General features: G+C 66.9%; 15 protein-coding genes and 1 tRNA gene. 10 read left to right on the top strand and 6 right to left on the bottom strand.

Going from position 1 to position 16,250, the window contains the following annotated elements; all coding sequences use genetic code 11:
- Positions 1 to 4 precede the first annotated feature (4 nt).
- Together ACSFBL_RS06185 and ACSFBL_RS06180 are read right to left on the bottom strand one after the other, a co-directional pair.
- The gene (locus tag ACSFBL_RS06185; protein WP_435514865.1) at positions 5 to 1,057 is read right to left on the bottom strand and encodes an MBL fold metallo-hydrolase; all 1,053 of its coding nucleotides are present in this window, start codon (positions 1,055 to 1,057) and stop codon (positions 5 to 7) included.
- A gap of 12 nt (positions 1,058 to 1,069) precedes the next feature.
- Positions 1,070 to 1,636, bottom strand: a complete 567-nt coding sequence (locus ACSFBL_RS06180; RefSeq protein ID WP_435515329.1) for a LuxR C-terminal-related transcriptional regulator — start codon at positions 1,634 to 1,636, stop codon at positions 1,070 to 1,072.
- A gap of 115 nt (positions 1,637 to 1,751) precedes the next feature.
- On the opposite strand from ACSFBL_RS06180, the gene ACSFBL_RS06175 reads away from it, so the two are divergent.
- From ACSFBL_RS06175 to ACSFBL_RS06165, 3 genes are all read left to right on the top strand, one after another.
- Complete coding sequence (locus tag ACSFBL_RS06175) at positions 1,752 to 2,558, top strand: CoA transferase subunit A (protein WP_435514864.1); 807 nt, start codon at positions 1,752 to 1,754, stop codon at positions 2,556 to 2,558.
- Between the two features lies 1 nt (position 2,559).
- Positions 2,560 to 3,198, top strand: a complete 639-nt coding sequence (locus ACSFBL_RS06170) for a CoA transferase subunit B (protein WP_435514863.1) — start codon at positions 2,560 to 2,562, stop codon at positions 3,196 to 3,198.
- Positions 3,199 to 3,271: 73 nt separating this feature from the next.
- Entirely contained in the window at positions 3,272 to 4,651 is a 1,380-nt protein-coding gene (locus ACSFBL_RS06165; protein ID WP_435514862.1) for a CoA transferase, read from the top strand.
- Positions 4,652 to 5,146: 495 nt separating this feature from the next.
- Here the strand turns inward: ACSFBL_RS06165 and ACSFBL_RS06160 are convergent, their stop codons facing one another.
- The gene (locus ACSFBL_RS06160; protein WP_435514861.1) at positions 5,147 to 6,010 is read right to left on the bottom strand and encodes a LysR family transcriptional regulator; all 864 of its coding nucleotides are present in this window, start codon (positions 6,008 to 6,010) and stop codon (positions 5,147 to 5,149) included.
- A 66-nt stretch (positions 6,011 to 6,076) separates the two neighbouring features.
- Here ACSFBL_RS06160 and ACSFBL_RS06155 point away from each other — a divergent pair, with 66 nt between their 5' ends.
- The 4 genes from ACSFBL_RS06155 (at position 6,077) to ACSFBL_RS06140 (ending at position 11,049) form a co-directional block, all read left to right on the top strand.
- Complete coding sequence (locus tag ACSFBL_RS06155) at positions 6,077 to 7,264, top strand: YbfB/YjiJ family MFS transporter (RefSeq protein WP_435514860.1); 1,188 nt, start codon at positions 6,077 to 6,079, stop codon at positions 7,262 to 7,264.
- 18 nt (positions 7,265 to 7,282) lie between these two features.
- The gene (locus ACSFBL_RS06150; RefSeq protein ID WP_435514859.1) at positions 7,283 to 7,879 is read left to right on the top strand and encodes a carboxymuconolactone decarboxylase family protein; all 597 of its coding nucleotides are present in this window, start codon (positions 7,283 to 7,285) and stop codon (positions 7,877 to 7,879) included.
- 104 nt (positions 7,880 to 7,983) lie between these two features.
- A complete protein-coding gene (locus tag ACSFBL_RS06145) occupies positions 7,984 to 9,702 on the top strand; it encodes an ABC transporter permease (RefSeq protein WP_435514858.1) in 1,719 nt (572 codons plus the stop codon).
- Positions 9,703 to 9,723: 21 nt separating this feature from the next.
- Positions 9,724 to 11,049: an ABC transporter ATP-binding protein gene (locus tag ACSFBL_RS06140; RefSeq protein ID WP_435514857.1), complete on the top strand. Its 1,326-nt coding sequence runs from the start codon at positions 9,724 to 9,726 to the stop codon at positions 11,047 to 11,049.
- Here the strand turns inward: ACSFBL_RS06140 and mnmH are convergent.
- Entirely contained in the window at positions 10,994 to 12,109 is a 1,116-nt protein-coding gene (mnmH, locus tag ACSFBL_RS06135) for a tRNA 2-selenouridine(34) synthase MnmH (RefSeq protein WP_435514856.1), read from the bottom strand. The two genes, ACSFBL_RS06140 and mnmH, sit on opposite strands and share 56 nt — an antisense overlap.
- A 76-nt stretch (positions 12,110 to 12,185) precedes the next feature.
- Between mnmH and selD the strand changes: the two genes are divergently transcribed.
- The 3 genes from selD (at position 12,186) to ACSFBL_RS06120 (ending at position 14,346) form a co-directional block, all read left to right on the top strand.
- Positions 12,186 to 13,241, top strand: coding sequence for a selenide, water dikinase SelD (gene selD / locus ACSFBL_RS06130; RefSeq protein WP_435514855.1), 1,056 nt, complete (start codon positions 12,186 to 12,188; stop codon positions 13,239 to 13,241).
- Positions 13,242 to 13,339: 98 nt separating this feature from the next.
- Positions 13,340 to 13,415, top strand: a tRNA-Gly gene (locus ACSFBL_RS06125).
- Positions 13,416 to 13,536: 121 nt separating this feature from the next.
- The gene (locus tag ACSFBL_RS06120; RefSeq protein ID WP_435514854.1) at positions 13,537 to 14,346 is read left to right on the top strand and encodes a plasmid replication/partition related protein; all 810 of its coding nucleotides are present in this window, start codon (positions 13,537 to 13,539) and stop codon (positions 14,344 to 14,346) included.
- A 24-nt stretch (positions 14,347 to 14,370) separates the two neighbouring features.
- Here ACSFBL_RS06120 and ACSFBL_RS06115 read toward each other — a convergent pair whose 3' ends face one another.
- Positions 14,371 to 14,532 carry a hypothetical protein gene (locus tag ACSFBL_RS06115; RefSeq protein ID WP_435514853.1) on the bottom strand — a complete coding sequence of 54 codons (162 nt, stop codon included), beginning with the start codon at positions 14,530 to 14,532 and terminating at the stop codon, positions 14,371 to 14,373.
- A 127-nt stretch (positions 14,533 to 14,659) separates the two neighbouring features.
- A complete protein-coding gene (locus tag ACSFBL_RS06110; RefSeq protein WP_435514852.1) occupies positions 14,660 to 16,111 on the bottom strand; it encodes a flavin-containing monooxygenase in 1,452 nt (483 codons plus the stop codon).
- Positions 16,112 to 16,250: the final 139 nt, after the last annotated feature.

Raw genomic sequence — 16,250 nt, 5'->3', positions numbered from 1 at the left:
GGAATCAGCCGTTGCGGGGCGCGATCTTCCGCGTCTCGCCGATGGCCGTCACGAAGAACTCGTCTTCCGGCATGCCCTGGGCGCCGCGCAGTTCGGCGAGCTTTCTCGGCGGTTCGTCCAGGGCCTCGTCGGTCAGCGTGAAGACGCCCCAGTGGATGCCGAGCGAGCGCTTGGCGCCCACGTCGCGGTGGATCTTCAGCGCCTCCTCGACATCGACGTGCTGAAGGCGCATGAACCAGCGCGGTGCATAGGCGCCAATCGGAATCAGCGCGATGTCGAATCCGCCGCCTTTCGCGGGCGCCTGCCGCTCCTCGAAGTGCCGGCGAATGTCGGTGAAGTCGCGCGAGTAGCCGGTGTCGCCGGTGAAGAGGAGGTGGCAATCGGGCGCGAGCACCGCGAACCCGCCCCAAAGCGTCGCCATCGCGTCGCCGGGTCCGCGCGAGGACCAGTGCTGCGCCGGCACCAGGGTCACTTCGATCTCCCCATGCGGCGACGGCAGGCGGTGGCTCTCCCACCAGTCCAGTTCCACCGCGTTGCGGATGCCCTTGGCCGCGAGCCACGGCTTGAGGCCGAGCGGCACGACGAACAGGGGCGGGCCGCCGGCCTGCCGGTCGAGCGCCAGCACTGAGGCCGCGTCGAGATGGTCGTAGTGGTTGTGGGACACCAGCACCAGGTCCACGTGCGGCAGATCCGCCAAGGCGATGCCCGGAGGCGAATGGCGCCGGGGCCCCACCAGCTGAACGGGCGAGGCCCGCTGCGAGAACATCGGGTCCGTCAGCAGGGTGATGCCGCCCATCTGGGCCATGACCGTGGCATGCCCGACGTACGTCGTGGCCGGCACCATCCGTGCACCCGCGCGCGCATTGGCGTTCAGCCAGGCCAGGTCGGGCGTCACCCTCGGCGTCGGCCCCAGCGGTGGCGGCGGCAGGTGGTTGCGCATGGCATCCCTGCGCCAGTGAAGGAGGTCCGACAGGCTCTTCGGCTCGTACTCGGTGTAGTTGTTCTGGAAGCCGCGTGCGCGGTGGTGAGGCTTCTTCGGGTCGTGGTAGGGGTTCATCGTCCGCGCAATCTATCCGGCGATCAGCTTTTGGACCAGCTCCGCGGTTGTGGCCGCCGCATATTTGCGCATCAGCCTCGCACGGTGAATCTCGACCGTGCGATGGCTGATGGCGAGCGCCTTGCCGATCTCCTTGGACGTGCGCCCCTGCATGACCTGCGCCGCCACCTCCCGCTCGCGCGGCGTGAGCTCGGCCTTGACGGAGCGGCGTGAGCCGAGGTCCTCGAAGGTCCAGATGCCCGCCTCGTGCGGCGCGGCTCGGTTGAGCGCCTGTCCGCTCACATGGCACCAGAAGGTCTCGCCCGCGAATGCGCCGTGCAGGCCGCCGAGGCGTTTCATCATGCGGTTGTCCGCATAGCGGCCGCTCGCGTTCAGGATCGGCTCCATGCGCTTGCCGATGCGCTCGAATTCGGCGACGCTCGGGTAGAGCACCTGGAACGACTGGCCGACCAGCGAATCGCGCGTGGCGCCGAACATTTCGCACAGGCGCGCGTTGCAATCCACGATGATGCGATGGCGCGACAGCACCATGCCCACCGGCGACTGCTCGAAGGCGAGCCGGTAGTCGATGGCCTTCAGATCGGTGTCGGGTGTCTCCATTACGAAATACTACGTATGCGCATACGTAGTATCGTCTCAGGCTCTGATTCGACTCAACCATCTCAACCACCTCAACCATCACCAGCGAGGAATCATGGCGAACAAGATCTACCCCTCCGCCGACGCGGCGCTCAAGGGTGTCGTGGCCGACGGCCAGACGCTCGCCGTCGGCGGCTTCGGCCTGTGCGGCATCCCCGAGGCGCTGATCGACGCGCTGCACGATTCGGGCGTGAAGAACCTGACCTGCATCTCCAACAACGCCGGCGTCGACGGCTTCGGGCTCGGCAAGCTGCTCGAGACGCGCCAGATCAAGAAGATGGTCGCAAGCTACGTGGGCGAGAACAAGGAGTTCGAGCGCCAGTACCTCGCGGGCGAACTGGAACTGGAATTCACGCCCCAGGGCACCCTGGCCGAGAAGCTGCGCGCCGGCGGGGCTGGCATCCCGGCCTTCTTCACCAAGACCGGCGTCGGCACGCAGGTCGCCGAAGGCAAGGAACTGCGCGAGTTCGACGGTGAAACCTACGTCATGGAACGCTCGCTGGTGCCCGACGTCGCACTGGTCAAGGCCGACGTGGCCGACAAGTCCGGCAACCTGCGCTTCCGCCTGACGGCGCGCAACTTCAATCCCGCGGCGGCCATGGCCGGCAAGGTCTGCATCGTCGAGGTCGAAAAGATCGTCGAGGTCGGCGAACTCGCCCCCGACGACATCCACCTGCCGGGCATCTACGTGCACCGCATCGTGCTCAACAGCAATCCCGAGAAGCGCATCGAGAAGCGCACCGTCAGCGCCTCGGCGCCGGTCGACGCAGTGGCCGCCAAGGTCGAGGCGCAGGCTGCCATTGCACAAGCCGCTGCGGGCAGCGAAGTGCCCGCGCCGATCAAGAACACCAAAGGAGCCTGAGATGCCCTGGACCCAAGACCAGATGGCCGCACGCGCGGCGCAAGAACTGGAAGACGGCTTCTACGTCAACCTCGGCATCGGCATCCCGACGCTGGTGGCCAACTTCGTCGGCGACAAGGAAGTCTGGCTGCAGAGCGAGAACGGCATGCTCGGCATCGGCCCCTTCCCGACCGAGGACCAGGTCGACGCCGACCTGATCAATGCCGGCAAGCAGACCGTGACGACCTTGCCCGGCAGCGCCATCTTCGGCAGCCACGACAGCTTCGCAATGATCCGCGGCGGCAAGATCAATCTCTCGATCCTCGGCGCCATGCAGGTGAGCGAGAAGGGCGACCTCGCCAACTGGATGATCCCCGGCAAGATGGTCAAGGGCATGGGCGGCGCGATGGACCTGGTGGCGGGCGTCAAGCGCGTGATCATCCTGATGGAGCACGTCGCGAAGAAGAAGGACGGCACCGAGGACCTCAAGATCCTCGAGAAGTGCACGCTGCCGCTGACAGGCGTAGGCGTGGTCGACCGCATCATCACCGACCTCGCCGTGCTGGACGTGGAGCCGCAGGGTTTGAAAGTCGTCGAACTGGCACCGGGCGTGAGCTTCGAGTCGCTGCAGGCCAAGACCGGTGCGAAGCTGATCCGGTGAGGTATCGCGCCGCATAGCGCAAAGGGCAGGGCCGTGTGAACGCGCCCTGCTTTTTTTGTTTGGAGAACAGGCCATGAATGCGACCGAGGAACTGGGGCGGATCTGGCGGCTGGCGGGCCTGCCGCCTGAGGCGCTGGCGTTCGCGAACCTGAGTGGCACGGATCCCGTGCTGCCGTCGTCCTTCGCCGTGGGGACCGCGGCGCAGAGCACCATTGCCGCGGCTGCGCTGGCGGCCTGTGAACTGGGCCATGTGCGCGGTGTGCCGCGCCAGGAGGTGGGCGTCGAGATGCTGCATGCGGCACTGGAGTGCACGGGCTGGTTCAGCGTGGACGGAAGGGTTCCGGACCTGTGGGACCCTTTCTCCGGGCTCTATCGCGCGGCCGACGGCTGGGTCCGCATTCATGCCAACTTCGCGCATCACCGGGACGGCGCGCTGCGTCTGCTTGGCCTGGATCCGCAGACTGCGCAGCGGACGGACGCCGAGGCCGCGATGCAGTTGTGGAAGGCCATCGAGTTCGAATCAGCGGCGGCAGCCAAGGGGCTGGTCGCGACGGCGATGCGGAGCTTCGATGAATGGGACGTCACGCCGCAGGGCGAGGCGTTGGTGCAGCAGCCCTTGTTCACCATCGAGCGCATCGGCGATGCGCCGCCGCTCGACCTGCCTCCGCTGTCGGAGGAAGAGAAACCGCTGTCGGGCGTGCGCGTGCTGGACCTGACGCGCATCCTTGCCGGCCCGGTGGGCGGTCGAGCCCTCGCGGCCTACGGTGCCGACGTGATGCTGATCAATTCGCCGAATCTGCCCAACATCGAGGCGATCGCGGACACCAGTCGCGGCAAGCTGTCGGCGCATGTCGATCTGCAAACGGAAGCGGGTCGCGACGCGCTGACGACGCTGTTGCAGGGGGCGCATGTCTTCGTCCAGGGCTACCGTCCCGGCGGGATCGCGGCACTGGGCTTCGGTGCGAATCGGGCGTCAGAGATCCGGCCGGGAATCGTCTACGTCTCACTGACGGCCTACGGCACGCTCGGCCCCTGGGCACAGCGCCGCGGCTTTGATTCGCTGGTGCAGACGGCGATGGGCTTCAACCACGCGGAAGGCGAAGCGGCAGGCGACGGAAAACCCAGGCCGCTGCCCATGCAGATCCTCGACGAAGCCACGGGCTACCTCATCGCTATGGGCGCGTCGGCCGCGCTGTGGCGACAGCAACGCGAAGGCGGCAGTTGGCATGTGCAGGTTTCCCTGGCGCAGACGGGGCGGTGGCTTCGTGGGCTGGGGCGGGTGGCTGATGGGCTTTTGATCGATCGGGCGGACAGGGCGCCTTATCTGGAGACTTCTGACTCGGGGTTTGGGGTGCTTTGTGGGATGCGGCATAGCGCGCTTCTGTCTCGTACGCCTGCTGGGTGGGGGCGGCCTTCTGTGGTACCTGGGAGTCATTTGCCGGTTTGGCCGTAGGGGTGGCGTCGTCCGGCGGTGTGCCCTGTGCCGGCCGACGTCACCGGCCGCTTCGCGGCTTCCCTGCGCTGCTCGCGGTACGCGGGGTCCGCGCAAACTCGCTTCGCTCAAACACGCGCGGCCCTTTTTCCGCGCACCGCTGCGCTGCTCGGCGGTGCCTCAACGGCCGGCACAGGGCACACCGCCCGACGACGCTAGACGTTGCGGTTGAACTGTCCGCCGCAACCGTTGTGATTGCGCGCAGGCTGGCGACGTTCGAGACGCCCACAACCGTTATCCACTCACAGAGCCCGGTAGGTGGTGCGGGTCGGGCGACCCCTCTACGCCGCCGAAGCGCGCAGCTTCAGGCGGAAAAAGGGCCGCGCGTGTTTGAGCGAAGCGAGTTTGCGCGGACCCCGCCTGAAGCGAGCACTGCAGGGCAGCCCGAAGGGCCGGCGTAGCGGGGTCGCCCGGCCCGCACCGCCTACCGGGCGCCCTCAGCAGAGAGCAAAAAAACTATCCCTTCCCCAACATCTCAATCATCCGAGCCAACGCCACAGAAGGAGTCCCTTGCCAAACAAGGTGCGTACGATTGGCCCGTATGCGCTCCGGCAACTGATGCTGCCGAACATCCGCAGTAGCCCGCAATGCCTTGAGCACCGACACCGGCACGATCGCAAACCCAGTTCCCGCGGCCACGCAGGCAATCATCGCCTGGTAAGAAGAAAACTCCAGCGACCGCGAAGGCGCAACCCCACCCTTGCCAAGCCACTGTTCGAGCAGCCGGCGATAGGAACACCCTTGGGCAAACGCAATGAGCGTCGCATTGGCAAGATCGCCAGCCTTGGTGATTGAAGCCACGCTGCGCGCCGTGATCAGCACCAGCTCTTCCTCGAACACCGCCAACGTCTCCAGCCCCGACGGCGTGAACGGCTCCGACACGAACGCAGCCTCCACCTCGAACGCCTTCACCCGCTTCAACAGTGCACCCGTCGTGCCCGTCACCAACTCCACCACCACGCCCGGATACAGCCTGTGAAATCGCGACAGGATCGGCGCCAGCCGACTGCCCGCCGTGCTCTCCAACGACCCGAGCTTGAACGTGCCCAACGGCAGATCACTGCGCAACTCGCTCTCCGCCTCATCGGCCAGCCGCAGCAACCGATCGGCATAAGGCAGCAGCTTGTGCCCCGCCGGCGCCAGCGCCAACGTGCGCCCCTGCCGATGGAACAGCTTGTGCCCCAGCCGCTCCTCCAGTTGCTGAATGCGCGTCGTCACATTCGACTGCACGCGATTCAGCTTGTCCGCCGCACGAATCACGCCGCCCTCGGAAACGACAGTGCGAAAAATCTCGAGGGAATCCAGGTCGATGGTTCTCATAAGGAGAATGATTGTTCTGAATAATTCATTTGTGGCGCACCAGCATTTTGCGTCTAATAAGCTCCCATGTCGAACCCCTCCATCCCCGTGGCACGACCCTCCTTCCTCGCCGTCTGCGCCGCTGGACTGGTCGCCCTGGCCATCGCAATGGGCATCGGGCGCTTCGCCTTCACGCCGATGCTGCCGCTGATGATCCGCGCAGGCAGCGCCGACGTGGCTGCGGGTGGATGGCTGGCGGCAGCAAACTATGCGGGCTACCTGCTCGGCGCGCTCACGACCGCTCGCCTTCCGCTCACGCCACAACGCATCGGCCTCGTGTCGCTCCTCGCGATCGTCGTGTCTACAGCCGCGATGGGCTGGACCGGATCCGTCGCAATCTGGGGCGTCCTTCGCTTCGTAGCCGGTGTGGCGAGCGCATGGGCACTGGTCAGCACCAGCGTCTGGTGCCTGGGCTGGCTCGCGCGCTTCGAGCGGCCGGCCGGCGCGGGCATTCTCTACGCGGGCGTCGGCGTCGGCATCGCCATCGCAGGGCTCTACTGCTGGCGCGCGGGCACAGCCGGCGTTGCGCCGGACAGTCTGTGGCTTCAACTCGGCGCGCTCGCCCTCGTCGGGCTGATCGTCGTCGCGGTGCTGATGCCGGGCGAGGCGGCTGCCGTGGGCGCGGCACCTGCCAAGGCCCCGACCACCCGCCAGGCTTCATCTGCCGGTACGCCATGGAGCTTGGTGATCTGCTACGGCGTCCTCGGCTTCGGCTACATCCTTCCCGCGACCTTCCTCCCCGTGCTGGCCCGTGCCGTCGTCGACGACCCTTCCGTGTTCGGCGCCGCATGGCCCGTGTTCGGCACGGCGGCCGCGGTGTCGACCCTCGTTGCCGGTGCATTGCTCGGCCACATCTCCCGACGGCACGTGCTGGCAGGAAGCCATGGATTGATGGCCATTGGCTGCCTGTTGCCCGTGCTGCACCTTTCGGCCATCACCGTGCTCGCGGCGGCGCTGCTGGTGGGCGGGACCTTCATGGTCGCGACCATGGCCGGCATGCAGGAAGCCAAGACAACGGCCGTCGGCGACCCCACGCGCTCGCTCGGTCGCATGACTGCCGCGTTCGCCATCGGGCAGATGGCCGGGCCCGTGCTGTCTTCGGCATTGAGCGGCAGTTCGCAAGGCTTCGGCGGACTTTTCATCGCGCTGGTCGTCGGTGCCGTGGCGCTGCTGGGCAGTGCCGTGTGGCTGGTCCGTGCGCCGTCCCGAAGCTGATTCACCACGAGGAGTTCCATGATGTTCCAGCAAGGCCACACGCTCCCCTGGGCCGAACGGCTGCCGATGCCCGCCGCCGATGCGATGTCGGACGCGCAGCGCGCCGCCGCGCAGGCGCTCATCGACGGGCCGCGCAAGGCGGTGTTCGGCCCGTTCATCCCGTTGCTGCAAAGCCCGGTGCTGATGGAACGCATCGGCGTCCTGGGCGAATACCTGCGCTTCGACAGCAAGCTCGACGCGCGCGTGCGCGAACTCGTGACCTGTGCCGTCGCGCGGCATGTCGGCAACCAGTTCGAATGGGTGCTGCATGCGGCAGCGGCCGTCAAGGCCGGCGTCAGTGCCGAGGCGATCGAAGCGCTTCGGCTCGGGCGCCGCGCCGCGCCGCTGGCCGACGACGAACAACTCGCGCTCGACTTCGCGACCGAACTCCTCCTGCACCACGGCGTGAGCGAGCCGACCTATGCTGCCGCCGTCGAACGCTTCGGCGCCGGCCCCGTGGTCGATCTCAGCGCCCTGGTGGGCTACTTCGCCATGGTCTGCTGGGTCATGAACGTGGCGCACACGCCGGTGCAGGGCGCCGAGGGGCAGCGCGGGCTCGAAGCCTTTCCGTTGTAGCGGGCCGACGGCGCGGCGCAACGGGTCAGGCCCGTGTCCGCCGGCGGAGGCACAATGGCGCCCGCCGCGGACCGGGTCCGTGAAACGACCCATCGCCCCCGCCTATGCTCGACAAACCCTTCTTTCCGCGCCTGGCCGTCGCTTCCGGCGGCAACCGCTGGGATTGGGCCCTGCTGCCGCTCGTCCTGGCGACCCTGTTCGCGCTGGCCTACGGCGGCGCGCAGATGGCGCGGCCCTACGAACTGGGCGAGCAGCTGCCGATCAGCCTCGACCCGTGGATGCTGCCGTACTACCTGCTGCGCACCACGCTGCGGATGTTTCTCGCGCTGGGTGCATCGCTGATCTTCAGCTGTGTCTTCGCGGTCCTGGCAACCCGCTACCGCGCCGCCGAGAAGGTGCTGCTGCCGACCCTCGACATCCTGCAGTCGATCCCGATCCTGGGCTTCCTGTCGATCACCGTGACCGGGTTCATCGCCTTGTTCCCGGGCAATCTGCTGGGGGTCGAATGCGCGGCGATCTTCGCCATCTTCACCTCGCAGGCGTGGAACATGGCGTTCAGCCTGTACCAGTCGCTGCGCACCGTGCCCCCGGAGTTGCGCGAAGCGTCGTCGGTGTTCCAGCTCTCGCCCTGGCATCGCTTCTGGCGCCTGGAACTGCCCTTCGCGATGCCCGGGCTGCTGTGGAACATGATGATGTCGATGTCCGGCGGCTGGTTCTTCGTGGTTGCCTCCGAGGCGATCTCGGTGTCGAACCAGAACATCAAGCTCCCGGGCGTCGGTTCGTACATCGCGCTTGCGATCGAGGCGCGCGACCTCGGTGCGATCGGATGGGCGATCGGCGGGATGCTGATCGGCATCACGCTCTACGACCAGCTGTTCTTCAGGCCGCTGATCGCCTGGGCCGACAAGTTCCGCTTCGAAGAGGGCAGCGGCGAAGACGCCCCGCGCTCCTGGCTGCTCACCTGGCTGCGCCGCACCGACCGGCTCAAGGGCTTCATGAAAGGCTTGGCGCGGGTGCTCGAACGCTCGCTGGTGCTCTTCCGGCGCGATCACGACGGCACCTCCATCAAGGCGCGGCCGCGCCCGCCCAATCCGGCCGTGGAGCGCGTCTGGGACGCCACCTTGGCCGCGGTCGTGCTGCTGGCCGCGGTCTGGCTGCTGCGCTTCATCCACACCGAGGTGGGCTGGGGGGAGGTGGGCCACGTGTTCGTGCTCGGCTTCTACACGATGCTGCGCGTGGTGGTGCTGATCGCGCTCGCCGCGCTCGTGTGGGTGCCGATCGGCGTGTGGATCGGCATGAATCCACGCTGGGCGGGGCGGCTGCAGGGCGTGGCGCAGTTCATGGCCGCCTTCCCGGCGAACCTGATGTTTCCGGTTGCGGTGCTGTTCATCGTGCGCTGGCAGCTCAACCCGAACATCTGGCTGGCGCCGCTGATGGTGCTGGGTACGCAGTGGTACCTGCTCTTCAACATCATTGCGGGCGCGTCCGGCGTGCCGACCGAGTTGCGCTATGCGGCGGACAACCTCGGGCTCACCGGATGGCTGCGCTGGCGCCGCTACCTGCTGCCGGCCGTGTTCCCGAGTTTCGTGACCGGTGCGATCACCGCCAGCGGCGGCTCGTGGAATGCCAGCATCGTGGCCGAATACGTGACCTGGGGCGACACGACGCTGCAAGCCGCCGGCCTGGGCAGCTACATCGCCCACATGACAGCCATCGGCGACTTCCCGCGCATCGCGCTGGGCATCGGCGTGATGTGCGTGTTCGTGATGGGCATGAACCACTTCGTCTGGCGCAAACTCTATGCGCTGTCCGAAGGCAGATGACTGAAACAGCTTGGAGTGACCATGGGCGAGGCCATCGTTGAACTCAAGGGCGTGGGCAAGTCCTTTCGCTCCGCGGACGGCACTGCGCGTTCGGTGCTCGAAGGCGTGGACTTTCGCCTGGCCGAAGGCGAGATCGTGGCGTTGCTCGGACAGTCGGGGTCGGGCAAGTCCACGCTGCTGCGCATCCTTGCGGGCCTGATCGGCGCCGATGCCGGCACCGTGGGTTACCGCGGCCAGCCGCTGTACGGCCCGGCGCGTGGGATCGCGATGGTGTTCCAGTCCTTCGCGCTCTTCCCCTGGCTGACGGTGCAGCAGAACGTCGAGCTGGGCCTGGAAGCGCGCGGCGTTGCGCCTGCCGAGCGGGCGCGACGTGCGAGCGATGCCATCGACCTCATCGGCCTCGCGGGCTTCGAAGGCGCATTGCCGCGCGAGCTGTCTGGCGGCATGCGCCAGCGCGTGGGCATCGCGCGTGCATTGGTCGTCGAGCCGGAAGTGCTGCTGATGGACGAAGCCTTCTCGGCGCTCGATGTGCTCACCGGCGAGCGGCTGCGCGACGACATCCTCCATCTGTGGGGCGGCGGTGCGATGCCGACGAAGGCGATGCTCATCGTCTCGCACAACATCGAGGAAGCGGTGCTGATGGCCGACCGCGTGCTGATCTTCGCTGCCGACCCGGGCCGCGTGCGGGCCGAACTGCCCATCCGCCTGCCGCGTCCGCGCGATGCCGAAAGCCTGGAGGTGCGGGCGCTGATCGACGAGGCCTATGCGCTGATGACCGCCGGAGCCCCCGCGGCGGGCCGTGCGCCCGAGGAGCCGGTGCGCATGCATCTCGGTGACCGGCTGCCGGACGCTGACATCGGCCGCATGGAAGCCCTGCTGGAGATGCTGGTCGAGGATGGCCGCCAGGGCCGTGCCGACCTGCCGCAGCTTGCCGAAGAAGCCGAGCTGACCGACCACGAATTGCTGCCGCTGGCGCAGGCGCTCTCGCTGCTGGGCCTTGCCCAGCTCGCGGACGCCGACCTGCATCTCACCGAACTGGGTCGGCGCTATGTCGCGGGCGTGCACACCCTGCGCCAGCAATTGCTCGGACAGCAGTTGCTGGCCCATGTGCCGCTCGCCGCGCACATCCGCCACAGCCTGGAACAGGCACCCGCGGGCGAACTGCGCCAGGAGCCTTTCCTCGAACTGCTCAAGGAGAGCCTGGACGAACCGACGGCCGAGCGTGTGTTGCGCACCGCCATCGAGTGGGGCCGCTATGGCGAAGTGTTCGAGTACGACCTGCGCACGGGCCTCATCCACCTGCCGGCGGGCGAGGACGAGAGCCAGGAGGCGCGGAGCCGGGAGTGAGCACTCCGCTGCCGTCGTCCAGCGCCAGCACGGCGTCGGCGAGGGCCTCGATGCCCTGTTCGGACAGGTCGCCGGTGTCGATGCGGGATCGATCGGGCCACGCCATGAAGTGACGCGCCTGCGAGCGCGCGTAGTGCGGGTCGTAGTGCTGGGCCATCAGTTCCGCGAACAGCGGCGCCAGTTCTCCCGCACGCGCCCACGCCTGCCAGCGCTGCACCGTCTCCTTGCCCTGCAGTTCCTTGAGCAGGCCCAATTGCGTGGCGAGCGCCTCGCCGTCGTCGCCGAGGTACGCGTAGTCGCGCAGCAGGTACGCCAGCCGCGCTCCGGGCGTTGCCGCGATCTCGATGCAGGGGCTTGCGCGCATGCGCGACACCAGCGACATGGGCAGCGCGATGCGGCCGATGCGGGCGCTTTCGCCTTCCACGTACAGCGGCCGCTGGAGATCGATGCCTTCGAGCACCTGCGCAATGCGGGTCTCGAAATGCTTCTGCGAAGGCTGCGGGATACCCGGCAGGGCGCCGAGGAGCGAGCCCTTGTGCTTGGCGCAGTCCTCGAGGTCGATCACCTGCGCGCCGCGCCGCGCCAGTGCTTGCAGCACGCGCGTCTTCGCGCTGCCGGTGGCGCCGCAGAGGATGCGCAACGGCAAGCGGGGGCAGAGCGCCTCCAGTTGTTCGATCACGTGGTGGCGAAAACTCTTGTAGCCGCCGGCGAGTTGCTGTGCATCCCAACCGACCAGCCGCAGCCAGGTCACCATCGATCCGCTTCGCAGGCCGCCGCGCCAGCAATACACGAGTGGCTTCCAGCGGGATGGCCGGTCCGCGAACACCTCGCGCAGGTGCCTTGCGAGATTGGCCGCCACCATGGCGCCGCCGACACGCCGCGCTTCGAACGCGCCTTGCTGCTTGTAGAGCGTGCCGACGATGCGCCGCTCCTCGTCGTCGAGCACGGGGCAGTTGATGGCGCCGGGGATGTGGTCCAGGGCGTACTCAGCGGGCGAGCGCGCGTCGATCAGGGTGTCGAAGGCGTGCAGGTCGGTTGCGCGGACAGGGGGGCGTTGCATGAGCGTTCAGCCGCAGTCCAAGGCAGGCACGACTGGCACAATGCCGGTCCACTCTGACTGCTTTGAGTTCTTCATCATGGAACCGATTGCTCTCACACGGTTTTCACACGGCGGTGGTTGCGGCTGCAAGATCGCCCCGGGCCTTCTGTCGGAGATTCTGGCACGGGCCCCGCAGGGCATCGTTCCGCCCGAATTGATGGTCGGCATCGAGACCAGCGATGACGCGGCGGTGTATCGCCTCAACGCGACGCAGGCCCTGGTCGCGACCACGGATTTCTTCACCCCCATCGTCGACGATCCGCATGACTTCGGCCGCATCGCCGCGACCAATGCGCTGTCGGACATCTACGCGATGGGCGGCACGCCGATCATGGCGCTGGCACTTGTGGGCATGCCGATCGACAAGCTGCCACCCGAGGTGATCGGCCGCGTGCTCGAGGGCGGTGCGAGCATCTGCCGCGAAGCCGGCATCCCGATCGCGGGCGGCCACAGCATCGATGTGCTCGAGCCGATTTATGGCCTCGTCGGACTGGGGCTGGTCCATCCCGATCGCGTACGTCGCAATTCGGACGCGAAGGCAGGCGACGCGCTGGTGCTCGGCAAGCCGCTCGGCGTGGGCATTCTCTCCGCGGCACTCAAGAAGGGGCTGCTCGACGATGCGGGGTATGCGCAGATGCTGCGCCATACGACGCAACTCAATCGCGTGGGCATCGAACTCGCCGCGCTCGACGGCGTGCATGCGATGACGGACGTCACGGGCTTCGGGCTCGCGGGCCATCTGCTCGAAATGTGCCGGGGCGCCGGGCTGCATGCGCGCGTCCAACTGGATGCATTGCCGACCATCGGCGTCGCCGTCACCTTCGCGAAGGAGGGCATCGTGACCGGTGCCTCCGGGCGCAACTGGAACGGCTACGGATCGCAGGTGGACTGGCCATCGCAAGCCGAGGCATGGCAACGCGCACTGGTCGCCGATCCGCAGACCAGCGGCGGACTGCTCGTCAGTTGCCGCGCCGATGCGGTGGGTTCCGTGCTGTCGGCTTTCAGCGCTGCCGGTTTTGCGCAGGCGTCTTGCATCGGTGCGCTTCGTTCGCTCGATGCTGCGTCGTCGCCGCGGCTTGAATTCGAAGTCTGATCGTCGGGCCCGAGTCCTCTTCGTGCGCGACGTCGAAAAACTTTCGGGCCCGGCCAAAGAGGCCTTTGCCTGCCCCTATAATTCGAAGCTCGAAAAATGCGGGAATAGCTCAGTTGGTAGAGCGCAACCTTGCCAAGGTTGAGGTCGAGAGTTCGAGACTCTTTTCCCGCTCCAGTTTCGCCCTTGCGGATCCATCGCCGTCACAGGGCATCCGTACCGGCAGCCCTTTTGCCGGTGCGTCGCGCGGGTTCCTCGCGCAGATCTCCAGGACGACAAACCTCCCATCGCACGCCCCATGGACATCGTCGTCAACGAAGAACTCAAAGCCTACATCGACCCTCTGACCGCGGAAGAAGAAGAGGCACTCGAACGCAGCATCCTGGCCGAAGGTTGTCGCGATGCGCTCGTGCTGTGGGGCGACGTGCTCGTCGACGGACACAACCGCTATCGCATCTGCCAGAAGCACGGGCTGCCGTTCCAGACGGTGCAGAACCCGCGCTTCCGCTCCATGGAGGACGTGCATCTCTGGATGATCGACCAGCACCTGGGTCGCCGCAGCATCTCGGATTTCCAGCGCGGCGTGCTCGCGTTGCGCAAGCGCGAGATCGTCGCGGAACGTCGCACGCGTGCCGCCGCCGCGCATGATGCGACGAGCGTCGAGATATCGACGGATTCGACGCCGGAACGCGCCGTCGACGACGCGCCCGCCGAAGCGCCGCTCAACAGCCGCGAGGCCATCGCCAAGGCCGCACGCCTGAGCAGCAGCCAGGTGGTGATGATCGAGAAGATCCAGAAGCAGGCCGCGCCCGAACTGGTCGCGGCAGTGAAGTCCGGAACGATCTCCATCAATGCGGCGGCAGCAGTCGCGACCTTGCCCGCCGAAGAACAGGTCGCTGCCGCCAACGCGGGCAAGGATGAGCTGAAGCAGGCCGCGAAGCGTGTGCGCGAATCGAAGCGCAAGCCGCGCGAGGAGACTGCTTCATCGCCGGCGCCCGAAGAGCTCGGGCGGGACGATGAATTGCAGGCCCTGCGGCAACGCGTGGCCGAACTCACGGCCGAGAACGAGGCCCTGCGCCGGCAGTTGGCCGAACTCGAATTGCAGTAGCGCAGCGGAGTGGCAGGCCGCCGCTCAGGGCAGCGGTGCGCCGCGGATCGTGTCGGCCGACTTCCTGAGCTGGTCGGTCATGTGACGCTGGAATCGCGATGTGCCGCGTTGATGGATGACGTCGATCAGCCAGCCGCCTGCCACCAGCAGCGCCAGCGCGATCATGGTGAAAATCTCAGAATCCATGGTGATCTCCCGGACCTTTGACAGCTCGACTCTGACGCGTCCGGCCGCGATCTGGAATCTGCCGAACAGCCTGTGTTGCTATCTGCGCCAGCTGTGAAATTCTTCCTTTTTCCGGCGGGTTCGCCGTCTATGGCGTGAAGCGCAACACCCCGTCGTCCACCGCGCCGTACCGCAAGGTCATCAGGTCGGCGAGGTAGTTCTGGTTCAGCTTCCAGGGCTTCTTCACGCCCTGTTTGGGCAACTGGTCCATGGCGCGCTGGAAGTAGCCCGATGAGAAATCGACCCAAGGCTGGAGGGGCATCGACGCTTCCTCCGCGTGCGGCACGCATTGGCGGACGCCGGTGCGTTCCATGTGGTTGAGGAGGCGGCACACGAAGAGGCTCGCGAGGTCGGCCTTGAGCGTCCATGACGCATTGGTGTAGCCGAAGATCGACGCGAAGTTCGGAACGCCGCTGAACATGACGCCTTTGTAGTTGACGAGTTCGGGGGACTGGAGACGTCGTCCGTCCACGCTGAGTTCGACACCGCCGATGAGCTTCAACTTCAGGCCGGTGGCCGTGACCACGAGGTCCGCAGCCAGTTCTGCGCCGCTGGCGAGCTTCAGGCCCGTCTCGGTGAAGGATTCGATGCGGTCGGTCACTACGCTGACGCGCTTTTCGCGAATGGCCTTGAAGAGGTCGCCGTCGGGCACGAAGCACAGGCGTTGTTCCCACGGGTTGTAGGTCGGCGTGAAATGCGTGTCGACGTCGAAGTCGGGGCCGACCTGCCGGCGGACCAGCTTGAGCATGGCGTCCCTCGCGAACCTGGGCTTGCCGCGGCAGAGCGCGTAGAGGCCGATCGCCAACATCACGTTTCGCCAGCGTGTGAGGCCGTGGGCGGTGGAGGGCCCCATGTGGCGCAGGAGCCAGGCCGCCATGCGATCCACCGACGGCACCGAGAGTACGTAGCTGGGCGAGCGCTGCAGCATCGTCACGTGATCGGCCTGTTTGGCCAGTTCGGGCACCAGCGTGACGGCAGTCGCGCCGCTGCCGATCACGACAACGCGCTTGCCCACGTGGTCGATGTCGCTGGTCCACTGCTGCGGATGGACGACGCGCCCCGTAAATCGCTCGCGGCCGGGAAAGTCCGGCGTGTAGCCCTCGGCGTAGTCGTAGTAGCCGCTGCACACCAGCAGGAAGGCGCAACGGATGGAAGCGATGTCGCCGGCGTCGCGTTCGACGTCGACGGTCCACTGCGCTTCGTCGGAGGACCAGCTTGCGCGTTTCACCCGGTGGCCGAAACGGATGAGTCTTTCGATGCCCTGTTCGCGTGCGGTGTCCTGGAGGTACTGGAGGATGGAGGGTCCGTCGGCAATGGACTGGGTTCCCGTCCAGGGCCGGAACGAGTAGCCCAGCGTGTACATGTCCGAGTCGGAGCGGATGCCGGGATAGCGGAAGAGGTCCCAGGTGCCGCCCAGCGCATGGCGCGCCTCGAGGATCGCGACGCTGCGGCCGGGGCACAGGCGTCGCAGGTGGGAAGCCGCACCGATGCCGGAAAGACCGGCTCCCACGATCAGCACGTCGACGGATTCATCAGCCATTTGTCCACGATCTCCTTGCGCCCGCATCGAGCGCTGCGCCGGGCGCAATTCCCGATTCTGGCCGGTTTTCGATGCGACGTTCCTCCCCTGCAATGGCGATGCGCAGCGAACAGACATGCCAGGCGCGTCAGTCAATTTG

The sequence above is a fragment of the Variovorax glacialis genome (assembly GCF_051216375.1).
Lineage (GTDB): Bacteria > Pseudomonadota > Gammaproteobacteria > Burkholderiales > Burkholderiaceae_C > Variovorax.
This window is presented reverse-complemented; position numbering and strand designations above follow the sequence as displayed.